Raw genomic sequence first — 18,121 nt, forward strand, 5'->3', positions numbered from 1 at the left:
TGGTCAAATTATATTTCTTCTGTTTATGTATTGAAAATACCCGACGGACAGATTCCGCCGGGTATTTTCATAATCCTTTCATTAAATCAGCAAACAAATGCAGCGCCAACGATAATTAACAGGATGAACAATACGACGATTAGCGCAAAGCCACTGCCACAGGATGCGCCACCTACAGGATAAGATGGATAGCCGCCGCCACAGCCGCAGCCTTCACTAGCACCACCGTATGGAGCATTTGACGGAAATCCGCCGCCGAAACCAAAGTTGCCCATTCAAGTCACTCCTTTATCACGTGATAAGATATACTATGTTGCTCAAGGACATTTGGCGATGAATAAAACGCCCAATCCTTGCAGATGTACGTTTGCCTTATAAAAAGAACTGAAAATGAGAGCAGATAAGGAAACTATAGCGCCATTCAGTACATGTTAAGCTCGGGGTAAACGGACGCAAAGATCGTTTTCATTGAAGCAACTTGACAAGTACAAGCAATTCACCCACCCTTGTGATAGAGAATGTGACTTGGAGGTATAGTTATGGGAAAAATGGATGAACAAATCATTGTGGTTAAAAGAAGTGACCTATTCGGACAAGGAGTGGATCGTTTACTCTTTCAGGGAACGGAGCGAGCAGAAGCTTCTGTTGCAGAATTAAAAAAACGAATGTCCCAATATTTTACGGTGATGCGGCGTGGCGACGCGGAGGAAAATCCGGCGTATAAGCAGCCTATTCCTTACGCTGTACTTAAGAAGAATAATCATTATTTTACATACAGGCGTTTAGGCGGAGGCGGTGAAGAACGGCTCTACGGCAAACTTTCCGTTGGTGTGGGCGGCCACATGAATAGAGTAAAGGATGCGGAAGATTTTCAGCAGGTTCTCGCGAAAAATTTAGATCGGGAAATTAATGAGGAATTGATCCTCAGCAACGCAGATGGGGCAAAGATTCAAACGATTGGCATCATTAATGATGATGAGACGGAAGTGGGCAAAGTTCATGTTGGCGTTCTTATTGTGGTGGCCTTGCCTGAGAACGCCGAAGTAGCTGTGCGAGAGAAGGATAAACTAGAAGGCAGCTGGAAGACGCTGCCGGAATTAACCGAACCAGCGATTTTTGAACGTATGGAGAGCTGGTCCTGTTTAGCTATTAATGTGCTTCGTCATCAGTAATTGAAATTCGGCAGAGATCATATGAAAAGAATTTCATTTTGCCTTCGAAGGCAAAATGCTACGGTATACTAACAATCGTAATCCAATACGTGACTATTGAGTGATCGAAAAGTCGGTATTTAGTCAAAGAAAGATGGCGGGTGTTATGAACGAAGAAACGCTGCTAAGCATTGTCGTTCCTTGCTATAACGAAGAGGCGGTACTCCCGGAGACGATAAAAGTGTTGACTAAAATACTTGAATCTCTGGTTAATGAGGAAATAATAAGCAGTCAAAGCTTTATTCTGTTTGTTGATGATGGCAGTGCAGACAAGACGTGGCAACTGATTCGTACTCAAAGCGAAGCTGACTCAGCAATTCACGGATTAAAGCTGAGCAGGAATTTTGGTCACCAAAATGCATTGATTGCGGGTATTGAAACAGTGAGCGATCACGCGGACTGTGTGATTACCATTGATGCTGACTTGCAGGATGACGTCCGTGCAATTCGCACCTTTGTCAACAAGTTTTATGAGGGTTACGATGTGGTCTACGGGGTGAGAAAAGGACGCGATCAAGATACCTTTTTCAAAAAGTATACCGCACTTGCATTCTATAAACTGATCGCAAAGATGGGGGTCAACCTGGTTCAGAACCATGCAGATTTCAGATTGCTGAGCCGAAGAGCAGTGCGGGAATTCATGCGCTACCAAGAGGAAAACCTGTTTATTCGGGGCATCATCCCACTGCTTGGTTTCAGATCGGCTAAAGTTTATTATGATCGTCAGAAACGTTATGCAGGTGAATCAAAGTATCCATTGAAGAAGATGATTCAATTTGCTGTCGACGGAATCACTTCGTTTAGTATCGCACCAATCAAATTAGTTATGAGCATCGGCTTCCTGCTTGTTTTGGTCGGCGGCGGAATCGCGGTTTATGCGTTTCTCAATTGGCTGATGGATCATACGATAAGCGGCTGGACCTCTCTTATTTTATCAATTTGGATCATCGGAGGTATGCAGCTGATCGCAATCGGCGTAATTGGTGAATACATTGGTAAGATCTTTACTGAAACGAAAAAAAGACCACGATATACCATTGAGATTAATACGATGTATGATGAAAATAACGATAAGGAACCTTTGTCCCATGAGCGACCATATCCGGAAAATATCAGATAAAAAAAAGATAAATGCAGAGCATTCGAAATGGCGCTGGGTCAAGCAAGCGTTCATTTTCGGTTTTGTCGGAGTCAGCAATACGGCTGTTGATTTTATTGTCTTTTTCCTGCTTACACATTTTTTCTCCACTTTTTATGCGGCAGCTCAAGTTGCGTCCTATGGAGCAGGGATGTTGAACAGTTACCTGTGGAACTCAAAAATTACATTTGCTGAATCTGAGCGATCTTTCTCACGAATAATCCGATTTGTTGTGCTGAATGTTGCTGTATTAGGGGTCACCTTGCTTGCGATGCGCAGCATGTTATTTTTACCGCTCTATGTCAATAAGCTGATCAGTACAGCCATTGGATTAAGCATTAATTTCATTTTGAGTAAACTATGGGTGTTTAAAGCGTAAATACAACGCGCTCATTGACATTTAGAGACGCAAAATGTAGAATGCTTGTATTCATATGTGCATTTGAATTAAGGTCTGTTTGGAACTATAATGGGCGAGTATTTTCCAAATTATCTTTTCCACGATTTTCACTTATTTGAGGTACCTGTTAGGGTAGAATAGGCACATCGTTAATCAATCGAAATCAAGTGAGATTTGACGAGTTTATGTACACTATGAACTTAAGGAGAGCGAATTAAAATGAAAAGAATTTTAACTTATGGAACCTTTGATTTATTGCACTATGGGCATATAAATTTATTGAGACGTGCGAAAGAACTCGGCGACTATTTAATTGTCGGCCTTTCAACAGATGAATTTAACGCAGTGAAACATAAAGAAGCTTATCACAGCTATGAGAACAGAAAATTGATTCTCGAAGCGATTCGTTATGTTGATGAAGTCATTCCGGAAAAAGATTGGGACCAGAAAGTCTCCGACGTCAAGAATAATGATGTGGATGTATTTGTTATGGGCGACGATTGGAAGGGAAAATTCGATTTTCTTAAGGACTATTGTGAGGTCGTTTATCTTCCGCGTACGGTAGGTATCTCTACGACAAAGATTAAACATGATTTGTTCTCTGTAAAAAATGGCTAAAGAACTTCTGATCAACTGTTATCTCTTCTTCTTCAAAATTATATTTACGATCTGCAAGGGCTTTTCATTGCGAAACAAAGTGGTGTTTGTCTGTTCCTATACAGATAATAGTCAATTTGTTTATGATGAAATGATGTATAGAAAAATCAAAACGGACGTTGTCTTTCTTTGCCGTGGTAAAGCGACACTTGCCCATTTTACAAAAACAGGCGAGTTGGTGATCCCATTTGAGACTACTAATGTACTTTTAATGATACGGTCCGCCTACCATCTTGCGACGGCGAAACTTGTTATTGTTGATAACTACTATGGTTTTCTGTCTGTTTCGACGTTCAAAAAAAAAGTTACATGTATACAGCTTTGGCATGCCTGTGGGGCGTTTAAAACGTTTGGCTTAAAAGACCGTTCAGTTGCTCTCAGATCAGCGCGTGCGCAAGTTCGCTTTACAGCCGTATATCGGCACTTCGACAAGATTGTAGTCGGTTCCGATGCTATGGAGAAAATTTTTATGCGGTCATTCGGTTTAGATGAAACCCATTTTGTTCATTTGGGTGTTCCACGAACCGATCTTTTTTTTGACTTGACAAAGAAAGAGCAAATGATAAAATCTCTGCAGCCGTTGCGGCGAGAAAAAAAAATAATTTTATATGCACCGACATTTAGAGATCATCCGATGGAAGAAGACAACTTTGGACTGGATTTGAAAATAATGGAAAAGGAGCTGAGCAATGAGTATGTTTTGTTGCTTCGGCTTCATCCTGCCGAAAGAGGAAAATTGGATTTTAGCGGCTTAAACCCAAAATTTGTGATTGACGGGTCCGAATGGGACAGTGTGAACGAACTGCTACTTGGTGCAGATTTACTGGTGACAGATTATTCGTCTATTCCATTTGAATACGCACTATTAAAAAGGCCGATGATCTTTTTTCCGTACGATCTTAGTGCGTATGAAAGAAGTAGAGGATTATGGGGAGATTATATAAAGGCGGTTCCCGGACCGATTGCGCATTCCACCCAAGAAGTGGTTCAAATAATAAAGCGAAACGTATTTGATTTGAATCAAATCGCCGCTTTTTCAGAAAAATGGAATCGCTATTCTACAGGTCAATCCAGTAGCCAGGTAGTTGATTATTTAACCTGTTGTTTAAATAAGTGATTAACTGGTTGAAGGGTTCAACTTCGCCGGTAAAAGTGAATGATTCGGTTTACCTAGGAAGAAAATAATTGAAATAAATGGATAGATCCTACTATATCTAGGAGGAACAGGGGAAATGATCAGTGAACAAGCTGAGAAAAAAATAAAAAAAATAGTGAAACCACGGATCACGTTTTTTGAAGCAAATCCGGAGAAATGGACGATTACGATTCGGATTAATCCGATGGCAGATGAAAAGTACATAAAGCAAATGGAGCTTTTGCTATGTGATCGCTTTGGTGATACATCATTCGCATTTCCAATAAATTCTGTAAATAAGGATGAAAATGATTATTGGATTGCCAAGACACAAGTCTCGCTTAGCCCGATTCAGCAACGGTTGTTTGAACGAGATAATTGGGATTTCTTCGTTTCAGTGTCCGTTGACAAACTGTTGTTGGATCAAGTGTATGCCGAACTGGATGAAGCACAAACGGATGAAGTACCTGTTGCAGAGCGTGAAGAGCTGGAAGACGCTTTTCACCTAACTATCCGTTTGCACGCGCTTCGACCGCTTCAATCACTTGACCTTTTTAGTCTTTATGATGAAGAACTGGACAAGATGCTCATTCCCTTTTATACGAAGAAAAGAGGCCTTTCGCTGCGTATTGAAGAAGTGCATGTTATGGCGAGAATTGATCGGGCAGCGATCAGCAGAAATTTTATGCTTTCACTCGAAGGCCACGTTGTTTTTCCATTCTCCGATGTATTAGCGAAGCCGGATATCCAAAAAAAGGTAATGCTTGTTACTGGCGAGGAAGAAGTCATCGCAGAATGGCGGGCAGAGAATGTTGAACGACCGGATTTGACTGAAGAGGCGAAGTCTATAGGGAGAAACTACGATTGGGCGGGTTTCTCACTAGTGATTGATCTGAAGCCGATTGCGAGTCAGTTTGCTGATATAGCGGAACCAATGCTGCTGTATTTCAGGTTGGAACTCACCCATAAGAAAAATGGAATGTTATATTCAGAACGACCGGTCCGTATCCTTGCTAGGAGAAAGGTGATTACCGGGCGCCATATCATTAATCTCAATGGTATGAAGAAGAGTTTGATTGTGAAGCGCAATCGCAATCATAGTCTTGCTTTCCGTATTGCTCCATACACGATCAAGGAGGCACTGAAGGGCAAAGCAAGACGGGGAATGAATCGTGTTAAGAAGAGCCGGGCGTTTACCGCACTCTACCACCGTACGTTTCAGATGCTGTCACATCTCCCAATGAAGAAAAATTTAGTCATGTTTGAGAGCTTCTTTGGGCGTCAATATAGTTGTAATCCTCGAGCTATTTACGAGTATATGCGTGAACATTGTCCGGAATATCAATTGATTTGGAGTGCTAACGCCAACTATACGGATCTCTTCGAGCAGCATCAACTCCCCTATGTTAAACGTTTCTCGTTAAAATGGCTGATGCTTATGACTCGGGCAAATTACTGGGTGACTAATGTTCGTCTACCGTTGTGGATGTCCAAACCAAAGCATACAGTATATCTTCAGACCTGGCATGGCACGCCGCTGAAACGACTGGCACTTGATATGGAAGAAGTGCATATGCCTGGTACCAATACTGAAAAATATAAACATAATTTTCTTGCTGAATCCGCCAGATGGGATTACCTGATCTCACCGAATGCTTATTCATCAGAAATTTTTGCCCGTGCGTTTGGATTTGAAAATACAATGATTGAATCCGGATATCCGCGCAACGATTTCTTATATCAGAAGAATAATCAGGAAACAATTGACATGATTAAGGAACGAATTGGATTACCTAAGGATAAGAAAGTTATTCTTTACGCGCCGACGTGGCGAGACAATCAGTTTTACGGTAAAGGTCGCTACCGTTTTGAGTTAGATCTTGATCTTCATCGCATGCAGGAAGAACTTGGCAAAGACTACGTTATTATCATGCGCATGCACTATTTAATTGCTGACAATCTAGATCTGTCTGAATTTGAGGGATTTGCGTATGATTATTCACATCACGAAGATATCAGCGAGCTGTATCTGATTTCCGATCTGCTAATTACGGACTATTCATCAGTGTTCTTCGATTTCGCCAACTTAAGGCGTCCGATGATTTTCTTCACCTATGATATCGAGGATTATCGCGATCATTTGCGCGGATTTTATTTTGAGTTTGAACAAAAGGCTCCAGGCCCAATTGTTTTGACATCAGAAGAAGTGATTCAAGCAATTCGAAACATTGCTGCTTCAGGATTCACCGTATCAGATCGATTCGACGCTTTTTTCCAGAAATTCTGCTCGCTTGAGAGCGGCCATTCCTCAGAAAAGGTCGTTAAAACTGTTTTTAAATAATTATCGAAACCTCCGTCTGACTTCAGGCGAAGGTTTTTTTTTTACAAGATCAAACCGATAAACAAGTGTCTTGGCTAAGGATCGAAGCGGGTCATAAGATTCGGTTGGGCGGTAGGTAAGCGCCCAATCTGAGAAATAAACGGAAAAATTCCGCTTATTTTGAAAAATGAACGAAAAAATAGCTTAAATAGACGGAAAAATTCCGCTTATCGCATCGAAAAACGTGAAAATGGAGGGTTTTTCTGTGTATAAGCGGAAAAATTACCCTTATTTACCTGTGAAACAAGCGCCAGGATGCATATAACCGGAAAATCTCCGCCACCACATCCTGTGGAAGTACGTCCTATATGCAACGCGAAAGTTATCACATCCTGCGGAAGTAAGGACCGTGCGCTTTATGTTCGGTTTTTCTAACTTAGAGCTTCTTTGTTCAGTGAACCAGTCGAAACTGTTTGTTCAATTCTGAAAAAGTAGAAAAAATGTCATAAAATGGTGTGATTTCATGCGAAAATGCGCTTACATTTAATTGATAAGTGGTATAGTATAAGTGTAGTTAATGATTGATCTAATGAGTTTGGAAAGGTTGGTGGTGAGTATGTTTAAGATTCTTGTTCCTGTTGATGGTTCTGAACCTGCCGCTCGTGCGGTTCAGGAAGCAGTCTCGATCGCTTCCGGAAAGAAAGATGTTGAGATTACATTACTTTACGTGAGCCCTTCTCCGGTCTACTTCCCTTTCTATTCCATGGTAGGTCCGTCTTTGGATGCGGATGTTAAAGAGGTTGAAGAAAGAGAAGGAAATCAGATGCTGGACAACACCATCGAAAAAGCAACTAAGGGTACATCTGCTGTTTTTCGCAAAAAGCACCTTTATGGCATTGCGGCACAAGAAATTTGCGACTATGCGAACGATACCAAAAAAGATCTGATTATTATGGGAAATAGAGGAATGGGTGCTTTTGGACAAATGATTCTTGGGAGTGTCAGCAATAAAGTGCTTCAACTCGCAAAATGCCCAGTTATGATCGTGAAATAATAATGCAATAGTGATATGTGAAAACCTTTGCGAGTGAAAACTTCGCAAAGGTTTTTTATTTTATACTTGAAAGTCAAAGAAGGTCAGACTATAATATAGTCATAAGGTCAGAAAAGGTCAAAATAATTTAGATCTAAATTGACAGTACATCAAACTGAAGGAGGTTTGATCTTATGTTTTGTGATGAATGTAAAGTAAACCAAGCGGTGGTAGAGATGAATGTCATTATCAATGGACAACAAAAACACCTTCATCTATGTGAGGAGTGCTATTCGAAAATGAAAAATAACTTTAATATGCCTTCATTTTTTCAGGGAGGCGCGTCACCGTTTGATGATTTATTTCGAAACTTGATTCAACCATCAATGGCCTCCGGTGAAAAGACAGCGCAGGAAAATGGAATGAATTTCAATGGGTTGCATGAAAAAACACCTGGTGGCGGCAACGGTGGTCGTCGGGGAGGTTTTCTTGATAAAATCGGACAGAACTTGACTGAAGAAGCGCGACAGGGAAAAATAGATCCTGTTATTGGTCGTGAACGGGAAGTCCAACTTGTCATTGAAACGTTGAATCGACGGAATAAAAATAATCCGGTTCTTATTGGCGAACCTGGTGTTGGTAAAACGGCAATCGCTGAAGGACTCGCATTGAAAATTATTGAAGGAAAAGTACCTGCAAAGCTAGCGAATAAGGAAATATATCTGATCGATATCGCTTCTCTTGTTGCAGGGACGGGGATTAGAGGTCAATTTGAACAGCGAATGAAGCAGTTAATGGCAGAACTTCAAAAACGGAAGAACTGTATTGTATTCATTGATGAAGTTCATTTACTTGTTGGCGCCGGCTCAGCAGAAGGAAGCACTATGGATGCAGGTAATATTTTGAAACCGGCCCTCGCTCGTGGCGAGTTGCAAATCATTGGCGCTACAACATTGAATGAATACCGTAAAATTGAAAAAGATGCTGCTTTGGAACGTCGTTTTCAACCGGTACTGGTCAATGAACCGACTCAGGAACAGACCATTCAAATTTTGAAGGGTATCCAGTCAAAATATGAGAATTATCATCATGTCCACTATACAGATGAAGCGATTCAGGCCTGTGTCGCACTGTCAGCGCGCTATATACAGGATCGCTTTTTACCGGATAAAGCGATTGACCTAATGGATGAGTCAGGATCCAAGGTCAACTTAAATCTGACTCCGGTAGATACAGAGAGCGTCAAGAAAAAAATCGATGAAATTTCTGCTGCCAAAGCTGAAGCAACCAAAAATGAACAATTTGAAACAGCAGCACGTTTGCGTGATCAGGAGCATGCATACCAGAAACAGCTCGAACAGTTGGAAAAGATCAAATCAAATGGTTCTGAGTTGCCGGTTACAGGTAAAGATGCAATTGTTGACGCTGAACTTATTCAACAAATTGTTGAGACACGTACAGGCATTCCGGTACGTAAATTGCAATCTGATGAACAGAATAAAATGCGTAATTTGGCTGACCGACTTAACGCCAAAGTAATCGCTCAGCATGAAGCAGTGGAAAAGGTGTCACGCGCAATCCGGCGTAACCGTACGGGCTTCCGTAAAACTACGCGCCCGATTGGCTCATTCCTCTTTGTTGGACCTACTGGTGTTGGAAAAACAGAGCTTGCTAAGACATTGGCTGAAGAAATGTTTGGTGACCGCAACTCCATGATTCGGCTTGATATGAGTGAATATATGGAGAAACATTCTGTGTCTCGTCTCATTGGGGCGCCTCCGGGCTATGTTGGTCATGACGAAGCCGGACAGCTGACTGAAAAAGTACGTCGTAAACCATACAGTATTATCTTGTTGGATGAGATTGAAAAGGCGCATCCGGATGTCATGCACATCTTTCTGCAGATTCTCGACGATGGCCGTTTGACCGATAGCCAAGGCAGAACAGTTAGCTTCAAAGATACAGTAATTATTATGACGAGCAATGCCGGAATTAAGAACAAATCCGCATCGGTCGGCTTTGGAGCAACAAGCAGCCAAGAAGACATGATTAAACAGCTCGAAGACTACTTCCAACCTGAGTTTCTCAACCGATTGGATGCGATTGTCAAATTCAATTCCTTGAAGAAAAACGACCTGCTCTCAATTGTCAATCTGATGCTTGGCGATATTCGCGCAGCTGCTTCTGAACAGGGCATCGAGTTGATGGTTACAGATGCGGCGAAGAAGAAACTTGCCGATCTTGGATACAATCCTGAGTTTGGCGCACGTCCGCTGCGCCGGGTACTTGAAGAAAAAGTCGAGGATAAAATTTCCGACTTGCTTCTCGATCATGACAACGCGAAGAAAATGAACGTTGATGAAGTAGATGGAGAAATCAAAGTTACAACAGAATAAGTGAATGAGTAAGAAGAGGCACTTGCGAGCAACTCATGTCGCAAGTGCCTTTCTTTATAAAAACGCACAGGTGCGAAATCTCTGCGGGATTAGCGAGAAGCCACTGAAAAAGTCCAATCGATTCATTGGGCAGTTGATTGTTTTTTCTAATGTTTGACATGAGTCGAAAAAAGTGGCAAAATGGCAATACACTATATAGCGATAAACGATGATGGGAACAAGTAGCGGTCGAATTTGTATTTCAGAGAGCAGGCGGTTGGTGAGAGCCTTGCAGCAAACGGCGCAGCGAATTACCTCCCTGAGTATCTTCTGTGAAGACGAGTAACAGAAGACGGCTGCAGCCGTTAATGTTCAATTAAGTGACTGTATTTCTTTTGCAGTCAATGAGGATGGTACCGTGCGATAAGCGCTCCTTTTTGAGGAGCGCTTTTTATGTCTTCACTTTTTTAAGCAGTCGGTTATTAATCGGCAAAATCTCAAGTTAACTGTGGAAGGGTGTTTCAGATATGGATATTATTGATGATCTTAAGTACCGAGGTTTGATTAATCAGGTTTCGGATGAAGAGGCATTACGAGAAGCACTTAAGAAGCCAATGTCGTTCTACTGCGGCTTTGATCCGACGGCCAACAGCCTGCATGCGGGAAATTTACTCGTCATTGTGATCATGATGCGCTTGCAGAAGGCGGGCCATCATCCGATCGCAGTTGTCGGCGGCGGAACCGGTATGATTGGTGATCCAAGTGGCCGTTCAACAGAACGTCAGTTAAATACGAAAGATGTTGTTTCCAGCTACGCGGAGAGCTTGAAAAATCAATTGAATCGCTTTCTTCATTTTGAAGATGACAGGGCGACCTTTGTTAATAATGCGGAATGGCTGAACCCACTGTCCGCAATTGAGTTTCTTCGTGATGTCGGCAAGTATTTTACGCTGAACTACATGCTGTCGAAAGACTCTGTTCAGACAAGACTTGAAGCAGGTATCTCGTTTACTGAATTCTCTTATATGCTGCTGCAATCCTATGACTTCCTCAACCTCTATGAAAAAAACAATTGCCGAATGCAAGTCGGAGGCAGTGACCAATGGGGCAACATTACGGCTGGTTTGGAACTGATTCGCAAGCGTGGTCATGAAGAACAGGCATTTGCGATGACTTTTCCGCTGATTACGAAGAGTGACGGCACAAAATTTGGCAAATCGATGGGTGGTGCCATTTGGCTTGATCCCGAAAAAACAACGCCGTATGAATGGTATCAGTTCTGGTTCAACGCTTCAGATGATGACGTTGTGAATTTCTTGAAATATTTTACATTCCTAACGAAGGATGAAATTGAGGCACTGGCAAAGGAAGTTGAGGAACATCCGGAAGAACGCAAGGCGCAAAAAACTCTTGCAAAAGAGATGACTGTTCTGGTTCACGGTGAACATGCATTAAAACAGGCGGAGCATATCTCAAAAGCGTTGTTTAGCGGTGAGGTTTCTCAGCTTAGCGGTGAGGAGATTAGACAAGGGTTCAGGGATGTACCGACATTCAATGCGCCTTCAAAAGAACCGGTTAAATTGCTTGATCTACTTGTTGATGCGGGTGTTGTGACTTCCAAGCGCCAAGCGCGTGAAGATATTTCCAATGGGGCAATCTATGTAAATGGGGACCGACGAACCGATCTGAACGATTTATTAACGCAGGATGACCGTATTGATGATGAATACTTGATTGTGCGTCGCGGTAAAAAGAAGTACACATTGATTCAATTCTAATAATTTTATGATTGAGGCATGAGCAACTGATTATGGATTGTTCAAATTAAATTTGGGAAAACAGCAGTAGGATGATGCCGCATGGTATACTATACGTACGGTAGTAGTTATAATTTTGACAAATGTGGAAGGTGCCAAATTGGCTTGAGCCACTAAGGGGGTCTGTAATAATGGGTTCGGAAAACGAGAAATGTTCATGCAGCAGCCTCGGTTTTAAAGAGCTGGTGATTGGCGGAGTTGTCGGCGGTGCGATTGGCGCTTCCATTGCATTGCTTTTTGCCCCAAAATCAGGAGCGGAAATTCGCAAAGATTTTTCCGTGAAGGAATTTGTAGACAATGGTGTTGGGAAAGTGAAGCAGGCAACAACAAGTCTTCTAAATAAGGATAATGAACCATATAGTTGATTGGAAATCGTAAACGTTTAGAATACTTATCTTTGTCAAGCCTTTGGCTCAGGCGAAGGCGCCGTCGCGACGGTCATGTCTAGGTCCGCCACAGGGGTTTCCTTAAGAAAGTAAAAAAGCTCTTCATACAGATTATTCTCTGTATGAAGAGCTTTTTTCCGCAGTGCGCTGTGTTAAGTAAACATTCGCAAGCCGCCCTATAAGCCGATTAGATAAATTCGAAAAGACTTAATTTGGTGCGGGGCTGGAAGGATTATTAGTTTACGCTATAGGTTGCTTTTGAGGGCAATTCCAGACAGTTTAACTGTCCGCCGAATACGCAACCGCCATCGATGCCGATGATATTGTTTTCACCGAAGAAAACTGCGCTTGAATCATGAAGATTCATGGTGGGCGTATGCCCAAAAATCACTGTTTTTTCGCCACAATATCCTTCAAAAAAAGGCGTTCGAATCCATAAAAAGGTTTCCTGATCGGTTTGACTGATCTCTTTTTCAGGATCGACCCCGGCGTGAACAAAGAAATAATGTTCAGTTTCTGCATACACATTTAATTGTTGGATCCATTCTAAATCATCCTGAAGCGCATCAGGAAGGGTTAAGGTTCCGTCTTGGATTTCCTTATATACGTTCTCAATAGACAGTCCATAACTTGACAATGTTTGCGCGCCGCCGTTCTGGGCCCAGTGTGAGACGGCTAGGAGATCCCGATCGACGAGGGCTTTTTCCATCATAGCCTCATGATTCCCTTTAAGCGTAACGGCACCTTGTTTTTCAAGCTCACGCGCTTTTTTTATGACTGCTTTAGGATTATTTCCTCGGTCGACGTAGTCCCCGAGTAAGAAGAGAAGATCCTCCTCCATTGTATAGTTTACTTTATCCAACAACGCGTTAAACGCATCGATTTGGCCATGCATATCACTGATCACAAGCAACCGTTTGACTGTTTGCAAACCGATAACCTCTCTTTCTATAACTATCATAGACAAGTTACATTCTATTATGCAACCATTAGTAGAAACAAAGAAAAAATATATGGAACGAATCACAATTTATTTACTTAACTTGCTGTGATCCATTGATGAAGGCAAAAGAAAAAGCCCGGTTAAGGGCTTTTTCGTCATTTTTTTGTACCGTTGGAAGAGATACCATAATTAGAATCAGGTGGAATCTTCTGATCCGTGTTGTAATTAATCTTTGACACATCCGGCGGGACGAATCCTTTCGGATGGTAGAAGCGAAGCAGATCACCATAGATAACCTTATCCGAGTAATCAAGCATCTTTTTAGCAACATCTTCATAGGGCTTTCCTAGCGAGGCCTCAACCTTCTGACCGCTGCTATTGTCGTAAACATCACCGCCAACAATGGAGTATTTATTGGTAATGACATCACCGTTGCGGAAAGGAATGATCTGGTGATGCTGTTTGGAAAATAAATCGGTGCCAAACTGGATGTAATTCTTCGTGTTGATACCAAGAAGACTCATTAATGTTGGACGAACATCTACCTCGCCACCGTAAGTAGATACGGTGCCGCCAGCTACTTTTGGAATATGAATGAACAGTGGCACGCGCTGGAGTTGAGCGTTATCAAATGGTGTGATCTGATCTTTACCCAGCACTTTAGCCATAGCGTCATTGTGATTTTCAGAAAGACCATAGTGATCACCATACATGACAATAACTGTCTTATCAAAAAGACCGGATTTCTTCAAATCTGTGAAGAATTGCTCGATGGCTTGATCCATGTAATTAGCCGATTGAAAATAATTATTGACGACGCTATCTCCAAAATCCCCAGGTTTAAACGTTGTATCTTCTTTATCCATCCCGAATGGAAAGTGGTTGGACAATAGAATCAGTTTGCTATAAAAAGGCTGCTTTAAATTAGTCAGATAAGGCATCGTTTCCTTAAGAAAGGGCTTATCCTTCATTCCATAATTTTTAGTATTCTCTGCGCTCATATCGTAATATTTTGAGTCGAAGAACCGTTCGTAACCGAGTGATTTATACATTTGGTCGCGATTCCAGAACGATTTAACGTTACCATGAAATGCGGCTGTTTCGTATCCGCGCTGATTCATCATTGCGGGAGCAGCCTGATACGCATTAAATCCCTTCATTTGAAAAACAGGGCCCTGAGAAAGAGGAAAGAGAGAATTTTCCATCATGAATTCGGCATCGGATGTCTTTCCTGATCCGGTTTGATGAAAGAAATTTTTGAAATAAGTCGTATTGTCGACACCTGTAGCCAGCTTATTTAGAAAAGGAGTGACCTCTGTTCCATCGGGCATTTTGTAGTTAATAATAAAACTTTGCAGAGATTCAAGGGAAATATAAATCACATTCATCCCTTTTGCCTTCGCGTAGTACTCCGGATTAGGTGCCGCGAAATTTGATTTTGTAAAGTTTTGAATATCATTAATGTCGCTGCTGTCCGCCATTGCTCGTTGCGCATTTGAGCGTGCATTCTGAATTGCGTCATAGATAGCGAAGTTATAAGCACCTAAATATTTGACAATATAGTTTCGATCAAATGTTCTACTGAGCAATTCCGGACGATCTGTTTCAGCTAAGCTTAAATTAACGATAAAAATCATGACAGCAGACACAAATACGGTAAAGATCGCGCGAATATTCCAGCGCGCAGTAAAAGGGCGGGTCACTTTAAAGAGAACGAGTAAGAGAATAATCAGCGTATCCGAAAAGAAAAATACGTCGAGCCCACTCATAAGCGAAACAACGCTGCCGCCTAAATCACCAGCATTTCCAGTCGATTGGGTCATTGTCGAGAAGGTAATGAAATCATTGAAAAAGCGATAGTAAACAATATTTGCATAAAGCCAAAACGAAAGCAGGAAACTAATGATAATTAGAAGCCATTGCTGCAATCGTCCTTTAAAAATGACGGCAATTCCTAAAAACAAAAGTGCAGAACTTATCGGATTAATGAAGAGCAGAAAGTGCTGCATCTTGTCGGTTACACCAAGGTTAAATTGGGTCAAATAGACAAAATAAGTTTTCAGCCAAAATAAGATAACCGTGAGCGAGAAGAGTGTATATTTTTTTGATAGCATACGTTGACTTGCAGCGTACAAATGCCTCACGTTTGTTCAACCTCCTGGAAACGAAAATTGATCGTATAGAGTATTACTCTCAGTTTTTAGAGATCACAATAATTCTAAATTATATCATACAGAAGCAGATTAATTCATGTTACTATTGTGTAAAAAAAAAGACACTTGAAACCTTCAACTATTCTAATTCAATTTAAATAAAAGTCAAGATACAGGCACACTTCTTCGTTTTTAAGATGTTCATTCAATAAGATAAAGTTCGTTTTATGTTGAAATTTGACAATTATATAGGAAGTAAGTGGAATTTTAATTAACTATGCACTGCTAACTATTGGACGCAAATAAACAGAGCGGCGCTTAAATAAGCTGCTCTGTAGTTTGGAAAGTATGGTTTATTTGGCTGATTTCAGCGTACTTCGCGGAGACGCTTCAATTTCTGCTCGTTTTGACCTACATTCTTTAGCAAAGAAGGATATCTGAGCAGCAGCATGCTGTAGCGACCTAATAAAAATCCTGCAACAAAAATGAAATAAATAATAAAGCTTGAGGATCCATTTAACGAAGGTGTTGACGCCAGGTAGTGTATGGAAACGTATTTAAGCGCAAAGCGAATGGGTATTGAAAGAAACCATATCAGTACCGACATGATGGATCCTGCTAAATACCATGCACCATCATGGTTCAGAAGTGGGGTGAACCGACCTTGAATCAAGCCTAGACCAAAGGAAAACAAGAGTGTCGCCACGATCATACACCAATCGATGAGAGGCAGTGCGTGCATGGTGGAAAGCGCGCAGCTTGCGCATATTAGCAGGGCAAGAGGCTGTCGGTACAGTCTCCCGGTTAAAGGCTTTTCCCTGAGCTGATTAAAGAGGACGAGAGTCAGCATAACCGATCCCGCGACAAGGAACATGGTCTCACCTCCACACTCATTTTGTTTCACATGGCTAATGTATGTATCAATCAAATTGTCCTATTCCTAGCATTTATTTACGAAATAAACCAAAATTATCAAAAGAATAATTATATTACAAAATAATTACAAAAGATAAACGATTCTATTCGTGAAATATCGAGCTAATATTACAATTATGTTTCATAAAGACATATAAGCTTAATATCAGCTGCAAAAGATAGGGTGCTATAATAAAAAGGTCGATAAAAAGAAAATAATAGAAAAGTCATAGAGGAAACACTAAAAAAAGAGAATGATTGTTTTTGGGAGGAACTAGGCCGATCATGAAAATTAATAAGAAAAAAGCAACCGTGACATTGGCACTGACGTTTGGACTGACATACACTTCCGTAGCTCCATCTGTTACATACGCATCACCATCATTAAGCGAAATCAATAGCAAAACCGCCGCACAAAAATCATTGAAGGATCAGCTGACAAAGCAGCAGCAAGCGATTCAAAATGAAATGGATGACATGAACAAGAAACAGTTGCAATTGACAAGTGAGATCAGTGATGGCCAATCCGATATAAATCGAACGAACGATAAGATCAACGGACTGAAAGCGGAAATTACAGAAATTAATAAACGTATTGAAGATCGTAAAGCGTTACTTAATGATCGGTTGGTTTCCATCTATAAGAATGGTGGATCCGTTAATTATTTGGATGTCCTGCTTGGCGCTAAGAACTTCGGTGATTTTATTGATCGTACGTTCGCACTCACGACGATTACAAATCAAGACCAAAAAATAATTACAGATCAGAAAAATGACCAGCTTGCGGTGAAGACGAAGAAGGCAAGCGTCGAAAGAAAACAAGCTGCTAATGTGGCGAGCTTGGAAAAGCTGAAAAAGACACTGTCAGAAGTTGTTGCTCTTCAGGAGAAGAAGAGAATCGCTTCGAAGGCGTTGGATAATAAGCAGGATAGTGTATCTGCTCAGCTTGCCTCTCTAGCGAGTGCGGCAGACGATCTGAAACGCGCATCAATTAAGCCGGTTTCCTATAATCCTTCGAATAATCCGAACCAATCCAGTGAGTCGAATCAATCAAGCAATTCGAGTAATTCGAGCAGCTCAAATACGAAGGCTGCACCATCGAACAATGGTGGTGCGTCAAGTAATTCAGACACTCAATCCGTTGGGCTGTCAGCATCTGTTGCAACTGGTGGTATTTCGGGTATCGTCGGATACGGCAATAAATATATTGGTCGGTCAACTTATGTGTTTGGCGCTTCGAATCCGTCAACCGGACAATTTGACTGCTCAGGATTTGTTCATGCAGCATTTGCCGCTAATGGTATCGGTGTCGGACGAAGCACTGGTGCATTGGTAAGCCAAGGCAGGGCGGTAAGCTACGCATCAGCGCAACCTGGTGATCTTGTTTTCTTTGATACATATAAAACAAATGGACATGTCGGCATTTATCTTGGTGGCGGACGTTTTATCGGATCTCAAAGCAGCTCAGGGGTTGCTGTTGTCAGCATGAGCAACTCATATTGGAGTTCCCATTTCCGCGGTGTGGTTCGTAGAATCTTGAATTAATTGGTTTTGTTCTTATGTAAAATAAAGAGGTACGGGAGAAAGAGCTCCCGTACCTCTTTATTTTATATTAATCTTAGAGAAACTAAAATTTTT

15 protein-coding genes and 1 other annotated feature are annotated in these 18,121 nt (G+C 41.5%); of the genes, 11 read left to right on the forward strand and 4 right to left on the reverse strand.

Going from position 1 to position 18,121, the window contains the following annotated elements; genetic code table 11:
* Positions 1-86: 86 nt before the first annotated feature.
* Positions 87-275 (reverse strand): YjcZ family sporulation protein, encoded by a 189-nt coding sequence (locus tag BM003_RS18085; protein WP_093671610.1) that lies wholly within the window; start codon positions 273-275, stop codon positions 87-89.
* A gap of 264 nt (positions 276-539) precedes the next feature.
* On the opposite strand from BM003_RS18085, the gene BM003_RS07285 reads away from it, so the two are divergent.
* The 10 genes from BM003_RS07285 to BM003_RS07330 all read left to right on the forward strand — a co-directional run bounded on the left by BM003_RS07285 (position 540) and on the right by BM003_RS07330 (position 12,451).
* Complete coding sequence (locus BM003_RS07285) at positions 540-1,172, forward strand: hypothetical protein (protein WP_093671612.1); 633 nt, start codon at positions 540-542, stop codon at positions 1,170-1,172.
* A 145-nt stretch (positions 1,173-1,317) separates the two neighbouring features.
* Positions 1,318-2,331: a glycosyltransferase family 2 protein gene (locus BM003_RS07290; protein WP_093671614.1), complete on the forward strand. Its 1,014-nt coding sequence runs from the start codon at positions 1,318-1,320 to the stop codon at positions 2,329-2,331.
* The gene (locus BM003_RS07295) at positions 2,300-2,728 is read left to right on the forward strand and encodes a GtrA family protein (RefSeq protein ID WP_093671616.1); all 429 of its coding nucleotides are present in this window, start codon (positions 2,300-2,302) and stop codon (positions 2,726-2,728) included. The genes BM003_RS07290 and BM003_RS07295 overlap by 32 nt, the downstream gene beginning before the upstream one ends.
* A 240-nt stretch (positions 2,729-2,968) precedes the next feature.
* A complete protein-coding gene (tagD, locus tag BM003_RS07300) occupies positions 2,969-3,367 on the forward strand; it encodes a glycerol-3-phosphate cytidylyltransferase (protein WP_093671618.1) in 399 nt (132 codons plus the stop codon).
* Positions 3,368-3,434: 67 nt separating this feature from the next.
* Positions 3,435-4,523: a CDP-glycerol glycerophosphotransferase family protein gene (locus BM003_RS07305; protein WP_245734143.1), complete on the forward strand. Its 1,089-nt coding sequence runs from the start codon at positions 3,435-3,437 to the stop codon at positions 4,521-4,523.
* Positions 4,524-4,638: 115 nt separating this feature from the next.
* Complete coding sequence (locus tag BM003_RS18090) at positions 4,639-6,882, forward strand: CDP-glycerol glycerophosphotransferase family protein (protein ID WP_281242877.1); 2,244 nt, start codon at positions 4,639-4,641, stop codon at positions 6,880-6,882.
* A gap of 595 nt (positions 6,883-7,477) precedes the next feature.
* Positions 7,478-7,915: a universal stress protein gene (locus BM003_RS07315; protein WP_093671622.1), complete on the forward strand. Its 438-nt coding sequence runs from the start codon at positions 7,478-7,480 to the stop codon at positions 7,913-7,915.
* 173 nt (positions 7,916-8,088) lie between these two features.
* A complete protein-coding gene (locus BM003_RS07320) occupies positions 8,089-10,290 on the forward strand; it encodes an ATP-dependent Clp protease ATP-binding subunit (protein WP_093671624.1) in 2,202 nt (733 codons plus the stop codon).
* 199 nt (positions 10,291-10,489) lie between these two features.
* Positions 10,490-10,707 (forward strand) — a binding site (T-box leader).
* Positions 10,708-10,796: 89 nt separating this feature from the next.
* Positions 10,797-12,047, forward strand: a complete 1,251-nt coding sequence (gene tyrS, locus BM003_RS07325) for a tyrosine--tRNA ligase (RefSeq protein WP_093671626.1) — start codon at positions 10,797-10,799, stop codon at positions 12,045-12,047.
* Positions 12,048-12,217: 170 nt separating this feature from the next.
* Positions 12,218-12,451, forward strand: coding sequence for a YtxH domain-containing protein (locus tag BM003_RS07330; protein WP_093671628.1), 234 nt, complete (start codon positions 12,218-12,220; stop codon positions 12,449-12,451).
* Positions 12,452-12,707: 256 nt separating this feature from the next.
* Here BM003_RS07330 and BM003_RS07335 read toward each other — a convergent pair whose 3' ends face one another.
* The 3 genes from BM003_RS07335 to BM003_RS07345 form a co-directional block, all read right to left on the reverse strand.
* Complete coding sequence (locus tag BM003_RS07335; RefSeq protein ID WP_177184693.1) at positions 12,708-13,433, reverse strand: metallophosphoesterase family protein; 726 nt, start codon at positions 13,431-13,433, stop codon at positions 12,708-12,710.
* 137 nt (positions 13,434-13,570) lie between these two features.
* The gene (ltaS, locus tag BM003_RS07340; RefSeq protein WP_177184703.1) at positions 13,571-15,529 is read right to left on the reverse strand and encodes a lipoteichoic acid synthase; all 1,959 of its coding nucleotides are present in this window, start codon (positions 15,527-15,529) and stop codon (positions 13,571-13,573) included.
* Between the two features lie 406 nt (positions 15,530-15,935).
* Positions 15,936-16,442, reverse strand: coding sequence for a hypothetical protein (locus BM003_RS07345; RefSeq protein WP_093671634.1), 507 nt, complete (start codon positions 16,440-16,442; stop codon positions 15,936-15,938).
* Between the two features lie 326 nt (positions 16,443-16,768).
* Between BM003_RS07345 and BM003_RS07350 the strand changes: the two genes are divergently transcribed.
* On the forward strand, positions 16,769-18,028 hold the full coding sequence (locus BM003_RS07350) for a coiled-coil domain-containing protein (protein WP_093671636.1): 1,260 nt from the start codon (positions 16,769-16,771) through the stop codon (positions 18,026-18,028).
* Positions 18,029-18,121: the final 93 nt, after the last annotated feature.

This window comes from Sporolactobacillus nakayamae, from assembly GCF_900113325.1.
Classification (GTDB): Bacteria; Bacillota; Bacilli; order Bacillales; family Sporolactobacillaceae; genus Sporolactobacillus; species Sporolactobacillus nakayamae.